The sequence below is a fragment of the Pseudomonas sp. SC3(2021) genome, from assembly GCF_019856535.1.
In the GTDB taxonomy this organism is placed as follows: domain Bacteria; phylum Pseudomonadota; class Gammaproteobacteria; order Pseudomonadales; family Pseudomonadaceae; genus Aquipseudomonas; species Aquipseudomonas monsensis.
This window is the reverse complement of the sequence record NZ_CP082236.1, coordinates 2,937,306-2,955,485: the sequence shown is the minus strand read 5'-3', so window position 1 is coordinate 2,955,485 and position 18,180 is coordinate 2,937,306. Positions and strand designations below refer to the sequence as shown.

Genomic DNA, 18,180 nt, shown 5'->3' with positions numbered 1-18,180 from the left:
CCTGCCCCATCTAAGACCCATACCCCATTGCGCAGGTGCCCCATGAGCGACCAGCAAGAATTCCCGGAAAACCCAGACGACTACACCGAAGCCGAGCACATCGAACACACCTCCTCCGGCAAAGGCCTCGCCCTGCCCGGCCAGAACCTGCCGGACAAGGTCTACATCATCCCGATCCACAACCGGCCATTCTTCCCGGCGCAAGTCCTGCCGGTCATCGTCAACGAAGAACCCTGGGCCGAAACCCTCGAACTGGTCAGCAAATCCGAACACCACTCGCTGGCCCTGTTCTTCATGGACACCCCTCAGGAAGACCCGCGCCACTTCAACACCGGCGCCCTGCCGCAATACGGCACGCTGGTCAAAGTCCACCACGCCAGCCGCGAGAACGGCAAACTGCAGTTCGTTGCCCAAGGCCTGAGCCGCGTGCGCATCAAGACCTGGCTCAAACACCATCGCCCGCCGTACCTGGTGGAAGTCGAATACCCGCATCAGCCGACCGAGCCGACCGACGAGGTCAAGGCCTACGGCATGGCGCTGATCAACGCGATCAAGGAACTGCTGCCGCTCAACCCGCTGTACAGCGAAGAGCTGAAGAACTATCTCAACCGCTTCAGCCCCAACGACCCGTCACCGCTGACCGACTTCGCCGCCGCCCTCACTTCGGCGACAGGTAATGAGCTGCAAGAAGTGCTCGACTGCGTGCCGATGCTCAAGCGCATGGAAAAAGTCCTGCCGATGCTGCGCAAGGAAGTCGAGGTCGCGCGCCTGCAGAAAGAGATTTCCGCCGAAGTTAACCGCAAGATCGGCGAGCATCAGCGCGAGTTCTTCCTTAAAGAGCAACTCAAGGTCATCCAGCAGGAACTCGGCCTGACCAAGGACGACCGCAGCGCCGACCTCGAACAGTTCGAGCAGCGCCTGGAAGGCAAAGTCCTGCCGGCGCAGGTGCAGAAACGCCTCGAAGAGGAAATGAACAAGCTGTCGATCCTCGAAACCGGCTCGCCGGAGTACGCGGTCACCCGCAACTACCTCGACTGGGCGACGTCGGTGCCGTGGGGCGTGTACGGCGAGGACAAACTCGACCTCAAGCACGCACGCAAAGTCCTCGACAAACACCACGCCGGCCTCGACGACATCAAGGACCGCATCCTCGAATTCCTCGCGGTCGGTGCTTATAAAGGCGAAATCAGCGGCTCCATCGTGCTGCTGGTCGGCCCGCCGGGCGTGGGTAAGACCAGCGTCGGCAAATCCATCGCCGAATCCCTCGGCCGGCCGTTCTACCGCTTCAGCCTCGGCGGCATGCGCGACGAAGCCGAGATCAAGGGCCACCGCCGCACCTACATCGGCGCGCAGCCGGGCAAACTCGTCCAGGCGCTGAAAGACGTCGAAGTGATGAACCCGGTGATCATGCTCGACGAGATCGACAAGATGGGCCAGAGCTACCAGGGCGACCCCGCCTCGGCGCTGCTGGAAACCCTCGACCCGGAGCAGAACGTCGAATTCCTCGATCACTATCTGGACCTGCGCATGGACCTGTCGAAAGTCCTGTTCGTGTGCACCGCCAACACCCTCGATTCGATTCCCGGCCCGTTGCTGGACCGGATGGAAGTGATTCGCCTGTCGGGCTACATCACCGAAGAAAAAGTCGCCATCGCCAAGCGTCACCTGTGGCCGAAACTGCTGGAAAAGGCCGGCGTGTCCAAGGGCAGCCTGAGCATCAGCGACAGCGCGCTCAAGGCCTTGATCGACGGTTATGCCCGTGAAGCCGGCGTACGCCAACTGGAAAAGCAAATGGGCAAACTGGTGCGCAAAGCGGTGATGAAGCTGATCGACGACCCGAAAGCGGTGATCAAACTCGGGCCGAAAGACCTTGAAGCGTCGCTGGGTCATCCGGTATTTCGCAATGAACAAGTGTTGTCCGGCACCGGCGTCATTACCGGTCTGGCCTGGACCAGCATGGGCGGCGCGACCCTGCCGATCGAAGCCACGCGGATTCACACGCTCAATCGCGGGTTCAAACTCACCGGGCAACTGGGCGATGTGATGAAGGAGTCGGCGGAGATCGCTTACAGCTACGTCAGCTCGCACCTGAAGTCGTTCGGCGGCGATCCGAAGTTCTTCGACGAAGCCTTCGTCCACCTGCACGTACCGGAAGGCGCCACACCAAAAGACGGCCCGAGCGCCGGCGTGACCATGGCCAGTGCTTTGCTCTCGCTCGCGCGCAATCAGGCGCCGAAAAAAGGCGTGGCAATGACCGGCGAACTGACGCTGACCGGGCATGTACTGCCGATTGGCGGGGTGCGCGAGAAGGTGATTGCAGCGCGGCGGCAGAAGATTTTCGAATTGATCCTGCCGGAGCCAAACCGGGGTAATTTTGAGGAATTGCCGGATTATCTGAAGGAAGGGATTACTGTGCATTTCGCCAAGAAGTTTGCGGATGTGGCGAAGATCCTGTTCTGACAGAAAGCCCCTCACCCCAGCCCTCTCCCGGAGGGAGAGGGAGCTAATTGCGGAATATTGCAGAAGTACGCCGACCTGAAGCTATGTCGCTGAATCCATAATCGACTCGATCTTTCAGGTCGATGTATGACACAAGACACCTCGGTCAGTCCCCTCTCCCTCTGGGGAGAGTGGGCCGACCGAGAGATATTTCAGGGTTACGCCGACCTGAAAGTACTTCGCTGAATCCATAATCGACTCGGTTTTTCAGGTCGATGTATCACACAAGACACCTCGGTCAGTCCCCTATCCCTCTGGGGAGAGTGGGCCGACCGAGAGATATTTCAGGGTTACGCCGACCTGAAAGTACTTCGCTGAATCCATAATCGACTCGGTTTTTCAGGTCGATGTATGACACAAGACACCTCGGTCAGTCCCCTCTCCCTCTGGGAGAGGGTTAGGGTGAGGGCTTGGCGTTGTCACACTTTGTCTCATCTTCAGTTATGCTCGCCGTTCGTCACCAACGCCGGAGCTGCTGACCTTATGTCCCCCACTCGCCTGTTTATCCCCCTCGCCCTTTCGTTGCTGGCCGCGTGTGCCACGCAGCCGAAACACAACGTGACCGTGGAAAAACAAAGCGAGTGCCCGGTCCGGCTCACCAACGGGCAAAACCTGATTGTGATGCTGCCAAGCAACCCGACCACGGGCTATCGCTGGGCCATTCAGGATTCGGCCGGTGGCGTGCTGCGTGCATTGAGCCCCGAGGTTTACAGCAATCCAGAAGACGCCGGCGTCGTCGGTGCGGCCGGCCTGTCGACCTGGCGCTTTCAGGCCTTCGCTCCCGGCACCGGGCGCTTGCGCCTGACCTCGCAACAGCCGTGGGCTCCGGAAGTGTTGCCGGTGGAAACCTTTGACTGCGCGATCTCGGTGAACTGATCGTGGGCTGGCTGATTCTGGCGCTGATGGGCGCGGTGACGTATCTCTACGGCCTGAGTACCCATGCGGCGCTGCTCTGCCTGTTGGTCAAACCGTTGCCGGTGTTGGCGCTGCTCGGCTGGTTGCACGATGCGCCGCCCGGTGACTATCGGCGCTGGATCAGCCTGGGTCTGATTTTCTCACTGCTCGGTGACGTGTTGCTGGCGTGGCCGGGAGACCTGTTTGTGTTTGGCCTCGGTGCGTTTCTGGTCGCGCATCTGGCTTATCTGAAGGCTTATCTGAGTGACTGCAAGCGTCTGGCGGTGTTGCCGTTGGTGCTCGCCCTCGGAGTTGGCGCGGTATTGCTGGGACTTCTGATTTCCAGCGGTCTGGGGCCGTTGCTGGTGCCGGTGATCGTTTACGGCACGGCGATCAGCGCAATGCTCTGGCGTGCCCTCGCTCGTCTCGGAACCGATGTGCCCAAGCGTTCGGCGCTACTGGCGGCGGGGGGTGCGCTGGCGTTTGTGTTCTCGGACAGCGTGATTGGCATTGACCGTTTTGTGTCGCCATTTCACGCTGCGCCGTACGTCATCATCCTCAGCTACTGGCTGGGCCAGTGGGGCATTGCGGCCTCCGCCTTCTCCCAGACCAAACGCTGAATAACTGTGGCGAGGGGATTTATCCCCGATGGGCTGCGAAGCGGCCCCTAAAACCTGCCAGCAATGTGTATCAGACCTATCGCATGCACAGGTTCTACGACTGCTTCGCAGCCGAGCGGGGATAAATCCCCTCGCCACACGTGTGTGCTTCAGGTTTGTGTGCGGTGCTTTATCAGACAACCCGCGCATCCCCGCGCCAGTTTGGCTAAAATGCCGGCCTTTTCCACCGACACCGCCGGAAACCGCCGTGAGCAAAGAACCCGATCGCATTTTCGCCCAGCCCCTGGACAAGGTGCCTGACTTCGCCTTCAACGAAGACGTGGTGCGGGTGTTCCCGGACATGATCAAGCGCTCGGTGCCGGGTTACCCGACCATCGTCGAAAACCTCGGCGTGCTCGCCGCGCAATTCGCCCAGCCGAACAGCGTGCTCTACGACCTTGGCGCGTCGCTCGGTGCGGTGACTCAGGCGCTGCGCCGCCATGTTCGCACCGACGGTTGCCGGGTGATCGCTGTGGATAACTCGGCGGCGATGGTCGAGCGGTGCCGCGAATACCTCAACGGCCAGAATTCGATGTTCCAGGAGTTGCTGCCGGTCGAAGTGATTGAAGGCGACATCCTCGCCCTCGATTTCCAGCCTGCTTCGGTGGTGGCGCTGAATTTCACCCTGCAATTCATTGCCCCGGAACAGCGCACCGCGTTGCTCTCGCGTATCCGCCAATCTTTGCTGCCCGGCGGCGCATTGATTCTGTCGGAAAAACTGCGCTTCAACGATGCCGAAGAGCACGCGCTGCTCACCGATCTGCACGTCGCGTTCAAACGCGCCAACGGCTACAGCGAACTGGAGATTGCCCAGAAGCGCAGCGCCATCGAAAACGTCATGAAGCCCGACAGCCTCGAAGAACACCGCGACCGCCTGCTGGCCGCCGGGTTCTCGAAAGTCGTGCCGTGGTTCCAGTGTCTTAACTTTGCCTCGTTGATTGCCTTGCCATGATTGATCTGTCCCCCCTCGCCCGCCGTCTGGCCGGCACACCGCTGGCCGAATGGGCCAGCACCCTGCAAGTGCAACTCGACAAGAAAATGGAGAAAGGTCACGGCGATCTGGAGCGCTGGCAAAGTGCGCTGGACGCCCTGCCGAAGATCCAGCCAAGCGAAGTCGACCTGCTCAACGGTCTGAAACTCGACACCGACTGCGACGATGAAACCCGCGCGCAGATGCGGACCGCACTGATGGGCCTGTCGCCGTGGCGCAAAGGCCCGTTCGACCTGTTCGGCGTGCACGTCGACACCGAATGGCGCTCGGACTGGAAGTGGTCACGCGTCTCGCCGCACCTCGACTTGAAGGGCAAACGCATCCTCGATGTCGGTTGCGGTAACGGTTATTACATGTGGCGCATGCTCGGCGCCGGCGCGGACAGCGTGATCGGTGTCGATCCGAACTGGCTGTTCTTCTGCCAGTTCCAGGCGGTACAGCGCTATCTGTCCGAGCCGAACGCCTGGCACCTGCCGTTCCCGTTCGAAGACCTGCCGCCGAACCTCGAAGGCTTCGACACGGTGTTCTCCATGGGTGTGTTCTACCACCGTCGTTCGCCGATCGAACATTTGCTGGCGCTGAAGGACTGCCTGGTCAAGGGCGGCGAACTGGTACTGGAAACGTTGGTGGTCGAAGGCGACAAGCATCAGGTGCTGGTGCCGGAAGACCGTTACGCACAGATGCGTAACGTGTGGTTCCTGCCGTCGGTGCCGGCGCTGGAATTGTGGCTGCGCCGAGCAGGTTTCACCGATGTGAAATGTGTGGACGTCAGCACCACCACGGTCGAAGAGCAGCGCGGCACCGAGTGGATGAAGTACCAGTCGCTGAGCGACTTCCTTGATCCCGAAGACCACAGCAAAACCATCGAGGGCCTGCCGGCGCCGATGCGTGCTGTGATTGTCGCGAAGAAGTAATCCAACCTCTCTAACACCGCGGTGAACTCACCCCTCACCCCAGCCCTCTCCCTGTATGTACCGGAGACATGGTGGACACATGTTCGGAGACATGGTGGACGGTTTTAGATCTTCTTACCTGCTGTAACGATCTGCAAGTTCAAGTCGATTCGGGCGATGCGATGTCTACTCCAGTAGACATCGTGGATGCCGTCCTCCGTCGTTTCCCGGATAGCTACTGACTTCCCGTAAAAAGCTTTCCCGACTGTGTATTCACGGTTCCTCCAGTAGATCTCGCCCTTTACCTGAACCTTCCTGACCACATCACCATCGTCGTACTCCGGCGCTGCGGGTTGCTCCTGATATTCCCTTGAGCTGCTGCTGTACCGAGTAGCAGGAACCTGCATGTCCAGCGCTTGATGCGGGCGCTTCTGGTTGTAAATATCACGCCAGATATCAAACGCCCGTTGCGCGCTGTTGAGATCGTTAAAGTGCTGACCCTGGAGAACTTCATTTTTCAGACTGCGGTGGAAGCGTTCCAGCTTTCCTTGGGTTTGCGGATGATAAGGTCGAGAGTGGCCGACCTTGATGCCTTGACTCATCAGCCAGACCTCCAGCGCGGTATAAACGCCTGTCTGATCACCCCATGGAGAGCCGTTGTCCATCGTCATGCGCAAAGGCAGGCCATAGCGCCGAAAGGCCCGGACCAGATGCTCCTGGACGGTGTCGCGCTGCTCATTGATACACGCCGCGATGCACAGTGAAAACCGCGAATGATCGTCCAGTATCGTCAACGGATGGCAACGCCCCTGACCCAGACTGATATGCCCCTTGAAGTCCATCTGCCAAAGATCGTTGGGCGCTTCATGCTCAAAACGGATAAACGGTTTGATCTCGGCGGCCTTTGGATCAACGCGTGAATGACGCTGTAAAACCGCATGCACGGTACTGACCGAAGGCATCACTAAGCCGTTGTCTTCCAACACACGTTTGAGCTTGCGAGCGCCCCAGGCCGCGTACTCCTGACTCACGGTCAAAATCTGCTGTTCAACCTCATCAGCACATCGCTTGGGTGATGTCTTCGGTCGTCGAGACTGATCGTTCAGTCCTTCTGCACCCAGGTTTTCAAACCTGTTAAGCCATTTATAGGCGGTGCTTGGGCTGATATTAAATCGACGGCAAAGCTGCCGGACATTGGCCCCTTCTTGCCGAGCCAAAAGCACGAATTCTGAACGAAGCTGCACAGTGGACACCTCTTCCCAAGACACAGGTCATCTCCTTAGTGATGAGCAATGTGCCTATTAAAAAGTGTCCACCATGTCTCCGAACACCTGTCCACCATGTGTCCGGTACATACACTCCCCTGGGAGAGGGGGCCGATCTTTGGGCTTTTCAAGATCTGAGTTCAACTCGATATCTTGGTCGCCATAGCTCTGCCAATCACCTCGGTCAGTCCCCTCTCCCTCCGGGAGAGGGGGCCGATCTTTGGGCTTTTCAAGATCTGAGTTCAACTCGATATCTTGATCGCCATAGCTCTGCCAATCACCTCGGTCAGTCCCCTCTCCCTCCGGGAGAGGGGGCCGATCTTTGGGCTTTTCAAGATCTGAGTTCAACTCGATATCTTGATCGCCATAGCTCTGCCAATCGCCTCGGTCAGTCCCCTCTCCCTCCGGGAGAGGGGGCCGATCTCTGGGCTTTTCAAGATCTGAGTTCAACTCGATATCTTGGTCGCCATAGCTCTGCCAATCACCTCGGTCAGTCCCCTCGCCCTCCGGGAGAGGGGGCCGATCTTTGGGCTTTTCAAGATCTGAGTTCAACTCGATATCTTGGTCGCCATAGCTCTGCCAATCACCTCGGTCAGTCCCCTCTCCCTCCGGGAGAGGGTTAGGGTGAGGGGCTTTTTGCTCTTCGGGCGCGGAAGAATTCGGTCAACACCGCGCCACACTCCTCCGCCAACACCCCGCCTTCATACAACACCCGGTGATTCAAAAAGCCCTGGGTGAAAAACTGCCCCTGACTCTGCACAATCCCCGCTTTCGGTTCCAGTGCGCCATACACCACCCGGGCCACGCGCGAATGCACGATCAGCCCGGCGCACATGCTGCACGGCTCCAGCGTCACATACAGCGTGCTGCCCGGCAGGCGATAGTTGTCCACCGCTTGGGCGGCGGCGCGGATCGCGACCATTTCCGCGTGGGCACTGGGGTCGCTGGTGGTGATCGGGCAATTGAAACCGCGACCGATGATCTCACCGTCCTGTACCAGCACCGCGCCCACTGGCACTTCGCCGAGCGCTGCACCTTGGGCGGCGAGGTCCAGGGCTTCGCGCATGAAGTCGCGGTCACGGCTGCGGTCGATGATCGCGGCGGGGCGAATCTGGCGCATCACTTCACCTCGATGGCGGCCATCAGGCCGGTTTCCATGTGGTCGATCACATGGCAATGGAACATCCACACCCCAGGATTATCGGCCACCAGCGCCACCTGCGCGCGCTCGTTTTTGCCCAGCAGATAAGTGTCGGTGAAGTACGGGATGATCTTGTGCCGGTTCGAGGCGATCACCTTGAAACTCATGCCGTGCAGGTGAATCGGGTGCTGGTACTGGGTCATGTTCTTCAGCTCGAAGATGTAGCTCTGACCGAGTTTCAGGCTGGCAATCGGCCGGTCGGCGCAGGTCTTGTCGGTAATGTCCCAGGCCTTGCCGTTGATCTGCCACAGGCTCGGCGGCTTGCCGTTGTCGACGTTGACCGACACCGACCCGACCCATTCGAAATTGAAGTTGAGTTTCTCGGCATTGGCCAGGTCCGGCTCGGCCACCGGGTTGGCCGGCAAGGCCTTCGGCCACTCGGTCGGCGCATCGTTGTTGGCCACCGAGCGCAGGGTACCCAGACGCACCGGGCCGTTACGCAGCGACAACTCTTCACCGGCCGCCGGAGCCTTGATCGCCAGGCAAATGCGCATGCCGGGGCCGAGCCAGTATTCCTTGCCCAGCGGCCGTGGCTCGACCGGATTGCCGTCCAGCGCGTAGATCTGCGCTTCGACGCCGGGAATGTTGATGCGATAAGTCAGGGTGTTATCAAGATTGAGCAGGCGCACACGCGTGATCTGCCCGGCCGGCAATTCGATCACCGGCAACGGCACGCCATTGATCGTCGACAGCCGCCCTGCCGTGCCGCCACGGGCCGCTTCACGGGGAATGCTGAATTCGACGAAATTGCCTTCGTCGTCGACGTGCCAGTTCTTCAGGCTCAAGGTCTTTTCGTATTTGAAACCGGTCGGCTCGCGCTCTTCGATGATCAGCGGTCCGACCAATCCCCGGCCAAGTTCTTCGCTGCTGCTGACGTGCGGGTGATACCAGTAGCTGCCGGCGTCCGGCACGCGGAATTTGTAGTCGAAGTATTCGCCCGGCAGTACCGGCAGTTGCGAGACGTATGGCACGCCGTCCATTTCCAGCGGCAGGCGGATGCCGTGCCAGTGGATGGTGGTCGCCACCGGCAGATGGTTGATGAACCGTACCCGCAGCCATTCGCCCTGACGCACGCGCAACTCGGTGCCCGGTGCCGACGGGCCGAACGCCCAGGCCTCGGTCTTGTGCCCCGGCACCAACTCAACGTCCAAGGGCGCGGCAATCAACTCGTAGTCATGGCCCGCTTCAGCGTCAGCCATTTTGCCCAGCCAATAACGCGACGCGCCCCCCGCTCCGACACCAACGACAACAAGACCGGCCAGGCCACCGAGGATTTGGCGACGGGTAAAGGACATGAACTCAACTACCTCACGTATCAGCATCGGACCCGGCAGGCCCGTAAAAGGCGAATACGATACACCTGCGGATGAGAAACAGTAAGGGCGACCTGAGGCCGCACGCCCCTGACCGGCTTAAGGACGCAGCCCGGTAATCAGATGCACCACACCGTCCGCCAAGGGCATCACGCCCGCGACCCCGGCAGCGCTCAAAGCCTGTTGATCAATGCCCGACACGTCACGCAATACAACCCGCACCCGCGTCAACGCCAGTGGTTGCTGCGACTGGAGGTTATCCACACCGCCCAGTGCCGCGACGATGGCCGCGCTTAATCCTTCGCTCGGCTCGGCCGGCGCATCGGGCGTGTCTACTACCAGATCCGGGGTCAGGGCCTTCCAGAATGCCTTCTGCAATTTATCCAACATCTTCAGTTCTCCAGAACCCGCAAAGTATCGACGGTTGCCTCGTGAAACAGCTGCAGCGCCTCGCGCACCTGCCCGGCACTTTCCAGACCGAGCACTTGTTGGGCGATGATCTGACATTCGGCCAACTGCAGCTCGCGCACCGTCGCCTTGACCGGCGCAATCATCGGCACGCTCACCGACAGCTCATCCACCCCCAACCCCAGCAACAACGGCACCGCCAGACGCTCCGAGGCCATCGCCCCGCACACGCCGACCCATTTGCCATGGGCGTGCGCGGCCTTCACGGTCATGGCGATCAAGCGCAGTACCGAGGGATGAAAACTGTCGGCCTGACTGGCCAGGCGCGGGTGATCGCGATCCATCGCCAGGGTATATTGCGTCAGGTCATTGGTGCCGATCGAGAAGAAATCCACCAGAGGCGCAAACCGGTCCGCCATCAGTGCCGCTGCCGGCACTTCGATCATGATCCCCAGTTTCGGCCGTTGCGTTAGCCCCAGTGCGAGAGTTTCCTCGTCGAGCATCTGCCGCGCCAGACGCAGTTCCGACAGTTGCGTGACCATCGGCAACATGATGTGCAAATGCGTCAGATCGCAACAGCCGAGCATGGCCCGGAACTGCTCACGCAATAACTGCGGGCGCTCCAGGCACAAACGAATACCGCGCACGCCGAGGAACGGATTGGTTTCGCTGTCCATGGGCACGTAGGCCAGCGGTTTGTCGCCACCGACATCGAGGGTGCGCACCACCAGATTGCGCGCAGGTCCGACACAGCGAGCGATGGCGCTGTAGGTGGCGACCTGTTCGTCATGGCTCGGTGCGTGATTGCGGCCCAGATAGAGAAATTCCGAACGCAGCAGGCCGACGCCCGCACCGCCCAGGGCCATTGCCTGCTCGGTCTCAGACAATGAGGCGACGTTGGCCGACACCTCGATGTGATGCCCGTCACGGGTCCGTGCCGCGAGCGTTGCATTGGCCAGCTCATGTTCATGGCGGTGACGCTGTTGCGCGTGCCGTGCCTGCCATTGGCTGACGGCCGCAGGATCGGGATGCACATGCAATTCGCCCTTGTCGGCGTCAAGCAATACCGGGGTGCCGTTGCACAGTGCGAGCATTTGCACCGGCACCCCGCAGATCGACGGCAGACCACAGGCGCGAGCGAGAATCGCCACGTGGCTGGTCGCGCCGCCGCCGACCGTAGCGAACCCCAGTACTTTGCTGGTATCGATGCCAGCGGTCTGCGACGGAGTTAGCTGATCGGCGATCAGAATACTGTCTTGCGGCAACGCCAGCGCCTGCTCGGCAATCCCCAGCAGCAACTTGAGCACCCGGCGCCCGACATCGGTCAGATCCGCTGCCCGTTCGGCCAGCAGCGCACTGCCCAACTGGCGAAACATCGCTGCGGTTTCTTCAGTGGCTGCGCGCCAGGCGAACGCCGCGCTTTTGCCCTCACTGATCAGCGCCTGGGCCTGGTCGAGCAGTCCCGGATCTTCGAGCAGTTCCTGATGCGCCTTGAAGATCTCGGCTTCGGCCTCGCCAGCGGCGCTGTCGCGCAAATGCTGCAAGGCCAGATCCGCTTCGACCAGGGCAGTGGCGAGGGCCGCACGCTCGATGCCTGCTCCGCCGCCGAACTCGCTGACGTCGAAAACCGGCTCGCTGATCTGCACCACTTGGCCCAATGCCGAACCGGGTGACGCGCAGACGCCACGCAGAAGGGTCAGAACCTCGCTTTCAACCACCTCGACAGATGCCACTGCTGTCACCGTTTCACCGCAGCCCTCAACCAGTAAACGAGTCAGCGCATCAATGGCAGCGTCAGCATCTTCGCCCACCGCACTGACCTGCACGCTGTCGCCGAAAGCGGTCTGCAACGCCATGATCGCCACCAGGGATTTGGCGTTGGCCCGAGCCTGCTGTTTGTGCAGGTAAATCTTTGCCGCGAAGCCCTTTGCCGCTTGCGCGAACACCGCTGCCGGGCGCGCGTGCAGGCCATTGGCGTTGGGTAGTTTCAACTGCTGTGAAAACACCGCCGGCGTTTCTGCTGCGCCTGGCTCTTCGCTGATCGTCTGTCCGCTGACAAGCCCAAGCAACGGCTGACCGGTTTCGACCCGTCCGCTCGACGCGACCAGCCAAGTGAACGGCTCCCCGCTGACCACCAGCATCAATGTCATCAGGCTGCGCGCATGTCGGGCAATGTAATCGGCGTCGAACTCGATCAGCGCCTGCCCCGCGGTGACCCGTTGGCCCTCTTCAACCAGACGGGTGAAGCCTTGCCCGGCGAGGTTCACCGTATCCAGGCCGATGTGCATCAAGACCTGCACGCCATGGTCGTCGGTGATGCTCACGGCGTGTCCGCTGGCCTGCACATTACTGATGACCCCGGCCATGGGCGCACACAGGGTCGACGAGGTCGGGTCGATGCACAGGCCGTCACCGATCACGCGCCCGGAAAACACCGGATCGGGGACCTGCTCCAGCGCCATCAGGACACCGGACAAAGGAGCCAGCAGTTGCAATTGTTGGGGTGTGGCCATGACGTCACCTGCAGTTTTATGCTTTGAAGTGCTCATGGAGCGCGACGCTCCACCAGCATCGCTTATTTCCACCAGTATTCGACCTGCAATCCGACATTCGCACCGTGGCGAGCACTGCCGAAGGCGCCGGTATCAGACAGTGCCGAGCCTTTGGCCAGTTCGTTGGCCGCCCGTTTGGCCGCCTCGTTCCAGGTAGCGTACGTGTAATACAGGCGCACCTCTGGACGCGCCCAGAACTCAGGGCCTTTGGGCGACCAGGTCGGGGCAAACGTGAACTTGCTCAGCTTGCGCGTGCCGCCCTGGGCTTCGACTTGATCGTGGCCCAGTTCGGTCACCAGTTTGAAGTGGTCGCTGAGCGCATAGGTGGGACGCACACCTAGAGATATCCAGTTCTGATCGGCACCGTCCGGGCGCATGTCTTTCTGGTACACCGCCTCGACCTGGCCACCGAAGCGCGGTGTCACCTGCCAGTCGAAAAACTCGACGATCCGGTAACTCTTGTTGCTGTCGTCCAGTTTGACGTTGCCGGTATAGCCCAGCCCGGTGCCCGGCCCTTCACCGTATTGCAGCGCCAGTTTGTTCTTGCCGCCGAGAAAACCCGTCTGCACATGTTGCGTGGTGATCGCCCAGCCCCGATGGGCATCGCGGCTGTCGGGTTTGTCGATATAGCTCAAGCCGAACTCCAGCTCACCGCCCGGGTTGGTCTTGAACCCGGCGACGTTGAAGTCGTGCCGATTGATGTAGTCCTTCTGGTACAGGTTGTCCTTGCGCGAAAAGGCGTAGCTGTATTTAAGGTCGCCGATCAACACGTCTTCGACCCCACCGCCCGTGGCGCTCTGGTTCCAGTAGTAGAAGTCGGAAATATGGATGTCATTGCGTTTGTAGTAACGGCGCCCGGCCCACAATGAACCACCGTTGAGTGCGGGCATCGCCGACCACTGCGCATAAGCCTGTGGCAAGCGGATCGAACCGTTGTCGTCCTTGAAGGTGGGGCTGCGGTCGTAGCGGTTGTACAGCGAGGCCATGCCGTCGACACTCAGTACCGAACCGTCGTCGAGGGTGTACAGGTCCTGGCGCAACTCCAGCTCGCCGTACTGCTCGCACTCGTTACCCAAGCGATATTTGGTCTGCGCGCCCGGTAACTGGAAACACGACTGACCGCTGCTGTTGACCGACGTGCCGACACCGCTGCGCAAGTAGCCGCCAAACTCCAGCGCCTCTGAAGCTGACGGTAAGGCCAGGCAAAAACCTGCCACTGCAAGGCTGCGATTTATTGTTGTTTTCATAAGCCACCCCATTGTTTTTATTGTCTGGTTGCATGAATTCGGCGCGCAAAAATCCCCCGCGCAGTGCTCTGCGTGTTTTTTGAAAGCTGGTTTTTCCAGTTAAATGTCAGGGATCAATCAGGTGCAGGACGAAGGACTCGTAAGGTCGCAAAACCACCTGCCGCTTGCGCAACGGGCCGTCCGGATAATTGCTGATCAACAGGCGCTGGCTCATTGACTCGCTGATGACTGTCGTCGGCAACTCCACTTCACAGGTTGTCCCGTAGAAGTTGTTCACCACCAACAAACGCTCGGCGCTGCCTTCACGCACATACGCCCAGACTTGCGGATGTTCGGGCAGTAATTGTCGGTACACCCCTTCGGTAATCAGCGATTCGCGGCGGCGCAGTGCGATCAGATTGCGGTAGTGATGCAGTACCGAGTCGGGGTCATCGAGCTGCTTGGCGACGTTGATCTGCGCGGCATTGGCCGGCACTCCGATCCACGGCTCGACACTGCTGAAACCGGCGTTCGGCCCCGCGTCCCAGTGCATCGGCGTGCGCCCGTTATCACGGGATTTCTGCATGATCGCCGCCATGTTGTCGGCATCGCTGCTGCCGGCCTCGCGCCGCAGGCGAAAGATGTTCAGCGTCTCGACATCGCGATAATGCTCGATCGACTCGAACCCCGGATTGGTCATGCCCAACTCTTCGCCCTGATACACGAACGGCGTGCCCTGCAGAAAGTGCAGCGCGGTGCCGAGCATCTTCGCCGAGAGTTCGCGGTACTCGCCGTCATTGCCGAAGCGCGAGACCACGCGCGGTTGATCATGGTTACACCAGAACAGCGCATTCCAGCCGCCGCCGACCTGCATGCCGATCTGCCAGTCGGACAGGATGCTCTTGAGCTGGAGGAAATCGAAGTCGGCGCGCACCCACTTCTGCCGGTTCGGATAATCGACTTTCAGGTGGTGAAAGTTGAAGGTCATCGACAGTTCTTTCGACTGCGGATTGGAATAACGAATGCAGTGTTCGAGGCTGGTCGAGGACATCTCGCCGACATTGATAAGGTCGTGCCCTTCGAAAACCTCGCGATGCATCTGCTGCAAGTATTCGTGGACATTCGGCCCGTCGGTATAGAAGCATCGGCCATCGCTGGCGTCTTCGGGAAAGTCCGCGGGCTTGGAGATCAGATTGATCACATCCAGACGAAAACCGCCCACGCCCTTGTCCCGCCAGAACTGCATCATCCTGAACACTTCAGCGCGGACCTTGGGGTTGTCCCAATTCAGGTCGGCCTGGGTGTGGTCGAACAGGTGCAGGTAGTACTGACCGGTCTGGGCTTCGTACTCCCAGGCGGAACCGCCGAACTTGGATTCCCAGTTGTTCGGCTGATCTCGCCAGATGTAGAAATCACGGTAAGGGTTGTCGAGGCTGCTGCGCGCCTGTTGAAACCACACGTGCTCGATCGAGGTGTGATTGACCACGATGTCGAGCATCAGCTTGATCCCGCGCTTGCCCGCCTCGGCGATCAGCAATTCGCAGTCGGCCATGCTGCCGTAGCTCGGGTCGATGGCGTAGTAATCGCTGATGTCATAGCCGTTATCGCGTTGCGGCGAACGCAGGAATGGCGTGATCCACAAGCAGTCGACACCCAGCCACTGCAGGTAGTCGAGCTTGGCGACGATACCGAGCAGGTCCCCTGTCGGGTTGCCGGCGTGGCTATGAAAACTCTTCGGATAGACCTGATAGATCACCGAACGCTGCCAGTCTTGCATGGCACAACTCCTTCAATAAGTCCGTGCAGCTCGCGCCCACGTTGAAAAGCGATCGACTGTGGGAGCGAACTTGCTCGCGAAAGCACTTGATCAGGCAACCCGATAACCGGGCCTGACAATCTTCATGCTCAATGCACAGGTCAGAACAAACGGCACGAGCATGGCAATCAGCATCCCCAGCACAAACATCGGGATGTACTGCGGAATGATCGAGATGAACCCCGGCAGACCACCGACGCCGATGGCCGAGGCCTGAACCTTGTTCAGCGACAGGAACACGCAGCCCAGCGCCGAACCGGTCAGCGCGGCGTAGAACGGAAACTTGTAGCGCAGGTTGACGCCGAACATCGCCGGCTCGGTGATGCCGAAGTAGGCGGAAATCGCCGAAGTCGACGCCATGCTCTTGTCCCGTGCATTACGGGTCATCCAGAACACTGCCAGGGCGGCACTGCCCTGAGCGAGGTTGGACATGACGATCATCGGCCAGATAAAGGTGCCACCCTGGGTCGAGATCAATTGCAGGTCGACAGCGAGAAACATGTGGTGCATGCCGGTGATTACCAGCGGGGCATACAGCACACCGAAAATCGCGCCCCCCACCATCGGCGCCAGATCAAACAGCATGACCAGCCCTTCGGTGATGAAGATGCCGAGGTGGCGGGTCACCGGGCCGATCACTGCCAGCGCCAGCACGCCTGTGACGACAATGGTGGTGATGGGTACAACGAGCAATTGAATGGCGTTGGGCACGCGCGCGCGCAGCCATTTTTCGATGACACTCATCACGTAGGCGGCCAGCAGAATCGGCAGGATCTGCCCCTGATAACCGACTTTCTCCACCTGAAACAGCCCGAGAATGTCGAAGTACGGCAGATGCTGCCCGTCCAGCCCGGCGACGGCCTTGCCATAGTTCCAGGCGTTGAGCAGGTCAGGATGCACCAGCATCAGACCGAGCACGATGCCGAGGATCTCGCTGCCGCCAAAGCGTTTGGCCGCCGACCAACCCACCAGCGCCGGCAGAAACACGAACGAGGTGTTGGCCATCAGATTGATCAGGCTCCACAGCCCGTCGAGGTTCGGGTAGGCATCGAGCAGGGTCTGCCCGTCGATGAACATGCCTTTGGCACCGAGCAGATTGTTGATGCCCATCAGCAGGCCGGCAATGATCAGCGCCGGGAGGATCGGCATGAACACGTCGGAAAACACCCGCACCAGACGCTGCATGGCGTTGATCTTTTCGGCGCTTTTCTGTTTGACGTCAGCGATGGTCGACGCCGCGAGACCGGTCTGGCGACGCAGTTCGGCATAGACCTTTTCCACTTCGCCCGGACCGATCACCACCTGATACAGGCCCCCCGTGAAGAACGAGCCTTTGACCAGATCGATCTGGTTGAGCCTGGCACTGTCGACCAGGCTCGGATCCTTAAGGGCCAGCCGCAACCGCGTGACGCAATGGGCGGCCTGCTCGAGGTTGTCGCTGCCGCCGAGGCTTTGCAGCAATTGCCGGGCGATGTTCGGATAGTCGTGGCTCATGCTAATTCTTCCGCTATGGATTGTTGTTATTGGCAGCACGCCGAAGCGAAAAATACTCGTCTGTACGAGTTAATGCAACAACTCGTACAGACGAGTTTGTTTGTGTATATTCCCGCCAGACCGAGGGCGAATTTTCCTACCCGACCTTAAGGTGATTTCCATCGCCCACATGGACAAAGCCCTACCCTGGCCTTAAGGTTCGAAGCTTTGAGCACAGCCGGCACCGAGCCTCCCCATGAGCAAATACAACCAGATCTATAGCGATCTGCTGGCCAACATCACCACTGAGCGCCTGCAGCGCGGAGCCCGCCTGCCATCCGAAACCGAACTGATGGACAGCTATCAGGCCAGTCGAGGCACGGTGCGCAAGGCGATTGAACTGCTTCAGGAACGCGGCTTTGCGCAGAAAATCCATGGCAAGGGCACCTTTGTGCTGTCGACCGACCCGATCGAGTTCCAGCTCGGCGGCATCGTCAGTTTCCAGGAGACCTACCCGCGCCTGGGCAATGATGTCAGCACCGAAGTGGTCGAGCTGAGCCAGATCCCGCTCGAAGGCGCCCTGCTCGAACACATCCAAGCCGAACCCGGCAGTCTCATCACCCGGATCAAGCGTGTGCGGCGGATCGACGGCAAACGCGTAATTCTCGACATCAACCACTTTGTCAGCGAAGTGATTCCCGGCCTGTCCCTCGATATTGCCGAGCAATCGATCTACGCCCATATCGAACAGACCCTGCAGTTACAAATTGCCTACGCCCAACGCACCATCGAAGCGGTGCCGCGCAGCAAGGACGATCAACTGCACCTGGACCTCGACGGCCAGAGCCATGTGATCGTGGTCAGCAACCAGACCTTCCTCCAGGACGGCCGTCAGTTCGAGTACACCGAATCGCGGCACACCCTCGACAAGTTCTACTTTTCCGACGTGGCACGGCGCTGACCCCCGACATCTTTCGAACGATCATGTGC

At 60.1% G+C, this 18,180-nt stretch carries 14 protein-coding genes; 6 read left to right on the top strand and 8 right to left on the bottom strand.

The window, feature by feature from the left end; all coding sequences use genetic code 11:
• Nucleotides 1–42 precede the first annotated feature (42 nt).
• From lon to cmoB, 5 genes are all read left to right on the top strand, one after another.
• Nucleotides 43–2,460: an endopeptidase La gene (lon, locus tag K5Y35_RS13235; protein WP_261991718.1), complete on the top strand. Its 2,418-nt coding sequence runs from the start codon at nt 43–45 to the stop codon at nt 2,458–2,460.
• A 522-nt stretch (nt 2,461–2,982) separates the two neighbouring features.
• Nucleotides 2,983–3,375 (top strand): protease inhibitor I42 family protein, encoded by a 393-nt coding sequence (locus K5Y35_RS13230; RefSeq protein WP_123466093.1) that lies wholly within the window; start codon nt 2,983–2,985, stop codon nt 3,373–3,375.
• Between the two features lie 2 nt (nt 3,376–3,377).
• Nucleotides 3,378–4,013, top strand: a complete 636-nt coding sequence (locus tag K5Y35_RS13225) for a lysoplasmalogenase (RefSeq protein WP_186748215.1) — start codon at nt 3,378–3,380, stop codon at nt 4,011–4,013.
• A gap of 247 nt (nt 4,014–4,260) precedes the next feature.
• Nucleotides 4,261–5,004 (top strand): carboxy-S-adenosyl-L-methionine synthase CmoA, encoded by a 744-nt coding sequence (gene cmoA / locus K5Y35_RS13220; protein ID WP_222834359.1) that lies wholly within the window; start codon nt 4,261–4,263, stop codon nt 5,002–5,004.
• Nucleotides 5,001–5,957, top strand: a complete 957-nt coding sequence (gene cmoB, locus K5Y35_RS13215) for a tRNA 5-methoxyuridine(34)/uridine 5-oxyacetic acid(34) synthase CmoB (RefSeq protein WP_123466087.1) — start codon at nt 5,001–5,003, stop codon at nt 5,955–5,957. The genes cmoA and cmoB overlap by 4 nt, the downstream gene beginning before the upstream one ends.
• Before the next feature lie 104 nt (nt 5,958–6,061).
• Here the strand turns inward: cmoB and K5Y35_RS13210 are convergent, their stop codons facing one another.
• From K5Y35_RS13210 to treP, 8 genes are all read right to left on the bottom strand, one after another.
• Nucleotides 6,062–7,204, bottom strand: a complete 1,143-nt coding sequence (locus K5Y35_RS13210) for an IS481 family transposase (protein ID WP_222833315.1) — start codon at nt 7,202–7,204, stop codon at nt 6,062–6,064.
• Between the two features lie 616 nt (nt 7,205–7,820).
• Nucleotides 7,821–8,321, bottom strand: a complete 501-nt coding sequence (tadA, locus tag K5Y35_RS13205) for a tRNA adenosine(34) deaminase TadA (protein ID WP_123466085.1) — start codon at nt 8,319–8,321, stop codon at nt 7,821–7,823.
• Nucleotides 8,321–9,697 (bottom strand): multicopper oxidase family protein, encoded by a 1,377-nt coding sequence (locus K5Y35_RS13200; protein WP_123466083.1) that lies wholly within the window; start codon nt 9,695–9,697, stop codon nt 8,321–8,323. The genes tadA and K5Y35_RS13200 overlap by 1 nt, the downstream gene beginning before the upstream one ends.
• Nucleotides 9,698–9,814: 117 nt before the next feature.
• Nucleotides 9,815–10,105 (bottom strand): PTS transporter subunit EIIB, encoded by a 291-nt coding sequence (locus K5Y35_RS13195; protein WP_123466081.1) that lies wholly within the window; start codon nt 10,103–10,105, stop codon nt 9,815–9,817.
• Nucleotides 10,106–10,107: 2 nt separating this feature from the next.
• Nucleotides 10,108–12,636: a phosphoenolpyruvate--protein phosphotransferase gene (gene ptsP, locus K5Y35_RS13190; protein WP_222834358.1), complete on the bottom strand. Its 2,529-nt coding sequence runs from the start codon at nt 12,634–12,636 to the stop codon at nt 10,108–10,110.
• Nucleotides 12,637–12,698: 62 nt separating this feature from the next.
• Entirely contained in the window at nt 12,699–13,922 is a 1,224-nt protein-coding gene (locus K5Y35_RS13185) for a maltoporin (protein ID WP_123466077.1), read from the bottom strand.
• 106 nt (nt 13,923–14,028) lie between these two features.
• A complete protein-coding gene (gene treC, locus K5Y35_RS13180; protein WP_222834357.1) occupies nt 14,029–15,678 on the bottom strand; it encodes an alpha,alpha-phosphotrehalase in 1,650 nt (549 codons plus the stop codon).
• A 90-nt stretch (nt 15,679–15,768) separates the two neighbouring features.
• Nucleotides 15,769–17,211, bottom strand: a complete 1,443-nt coding sequence (gene treP, locus K5Y35_RS13175) for a PTS system trehalose-specific EIIBC component (RefSeq protein ID WP_186748222.1) — start codon at nt 17,209–17,211, stop codon at nt 15,769–15,771.
• A 235-nt stretch (nt 17,212–17,446) separates the two neighbouring features.
• Here treP and treR point away from each other — a divergent pair, with 235 nt between their 5' ends.
• On the top strand, nt 17,447–18,151 hold the full coding sequence (treR, locus tag K5Y35_RS13170; RefSeq protein WP_222834356.1) for a trehalose operon repressor: 705 nt from the start codon (nt 17,447–17,449) through the stop codon (nt 18,149–18,151).
• Nucleotides 18,152–18,180: the final 29 nt, after the last annotated feature.

Bases quoted from the DNA above. Each gene is read 5' to 3' on its own strand.
- lon (WP_261991718.1), top strand. From the start codon at position 43: ATGAGCGACCAGCAAGAATTCCCGGAAAACCCAGACGACTACACCGAA.
- K5Y35_RS13230 (WP_123466093.1), top strand. From the start codon at position 2,983: ATGTCCCCCACTCGCCTGTTTATCCCCCTCGCCCTTTCGTTGCTGGCC.
- cmoB (WP_123466087.1), top strand. From the start codon at position 5,001: ATGATTGATCTGTCCCCCCTCGCCCGCCGTCTGGCCGGCACACCGCTG.
- tadA (WP_123466085.1), bottom strand. From the start codon at position 8,321: ATGCGCCAGATTCGCCCCGCCGCGATCATCGACCGCAGCCGTGACCGC.
- K5Y35_RS13200 (WP_123466083.1), bottom strand. From the start codon at position 9,697: ATGTCCTTTACCCGTCGCCAAATCCTCGGTGGCCTGGCCGGTCTTGTT.
- K5Y35_RS13195 (WP_123466081.1), bottom strand. From the start codon at position 10,105: ATGTTGGATAAATTGCAGAAGGCATTCTGGAAGGCCCTGACCCCGGAT.
- ptsP (WP_222834358.1), bottom strand. From the start codon at position 12,636: ATGGCCACACCCCAACAATTGCAACTGCTGGCTCCTTTGTCCGGTGTC.
- K5Y35_RS13185 (WP_123466077.1), bottom strand. From the start codon at position 13,922: ATGAAAACAACAATAAATCGCAGCCTTGCAGTGGCAGGTTTTTGCCTG.
- treC (WP_222834357.1), bottom strand. From the start codon at position 15,678: ATGCAAGACTGGCAGCGTTCGGTGATCTATCAGGTCTATCCGAAGAGT.
- treP (WP_186748222.1), bottom strand. From the start codon at position 17,211: ATGAGCCACGACTATCCGAACATCGCCCGGCAATTGCTGCAAAGCCTC.
- treR (WP_222834356.1), top strand. From the start codon at position 17,447: ATGAGCAAATACAACCAGATCTATAGCGATCTGCTGGCCAACATCACC.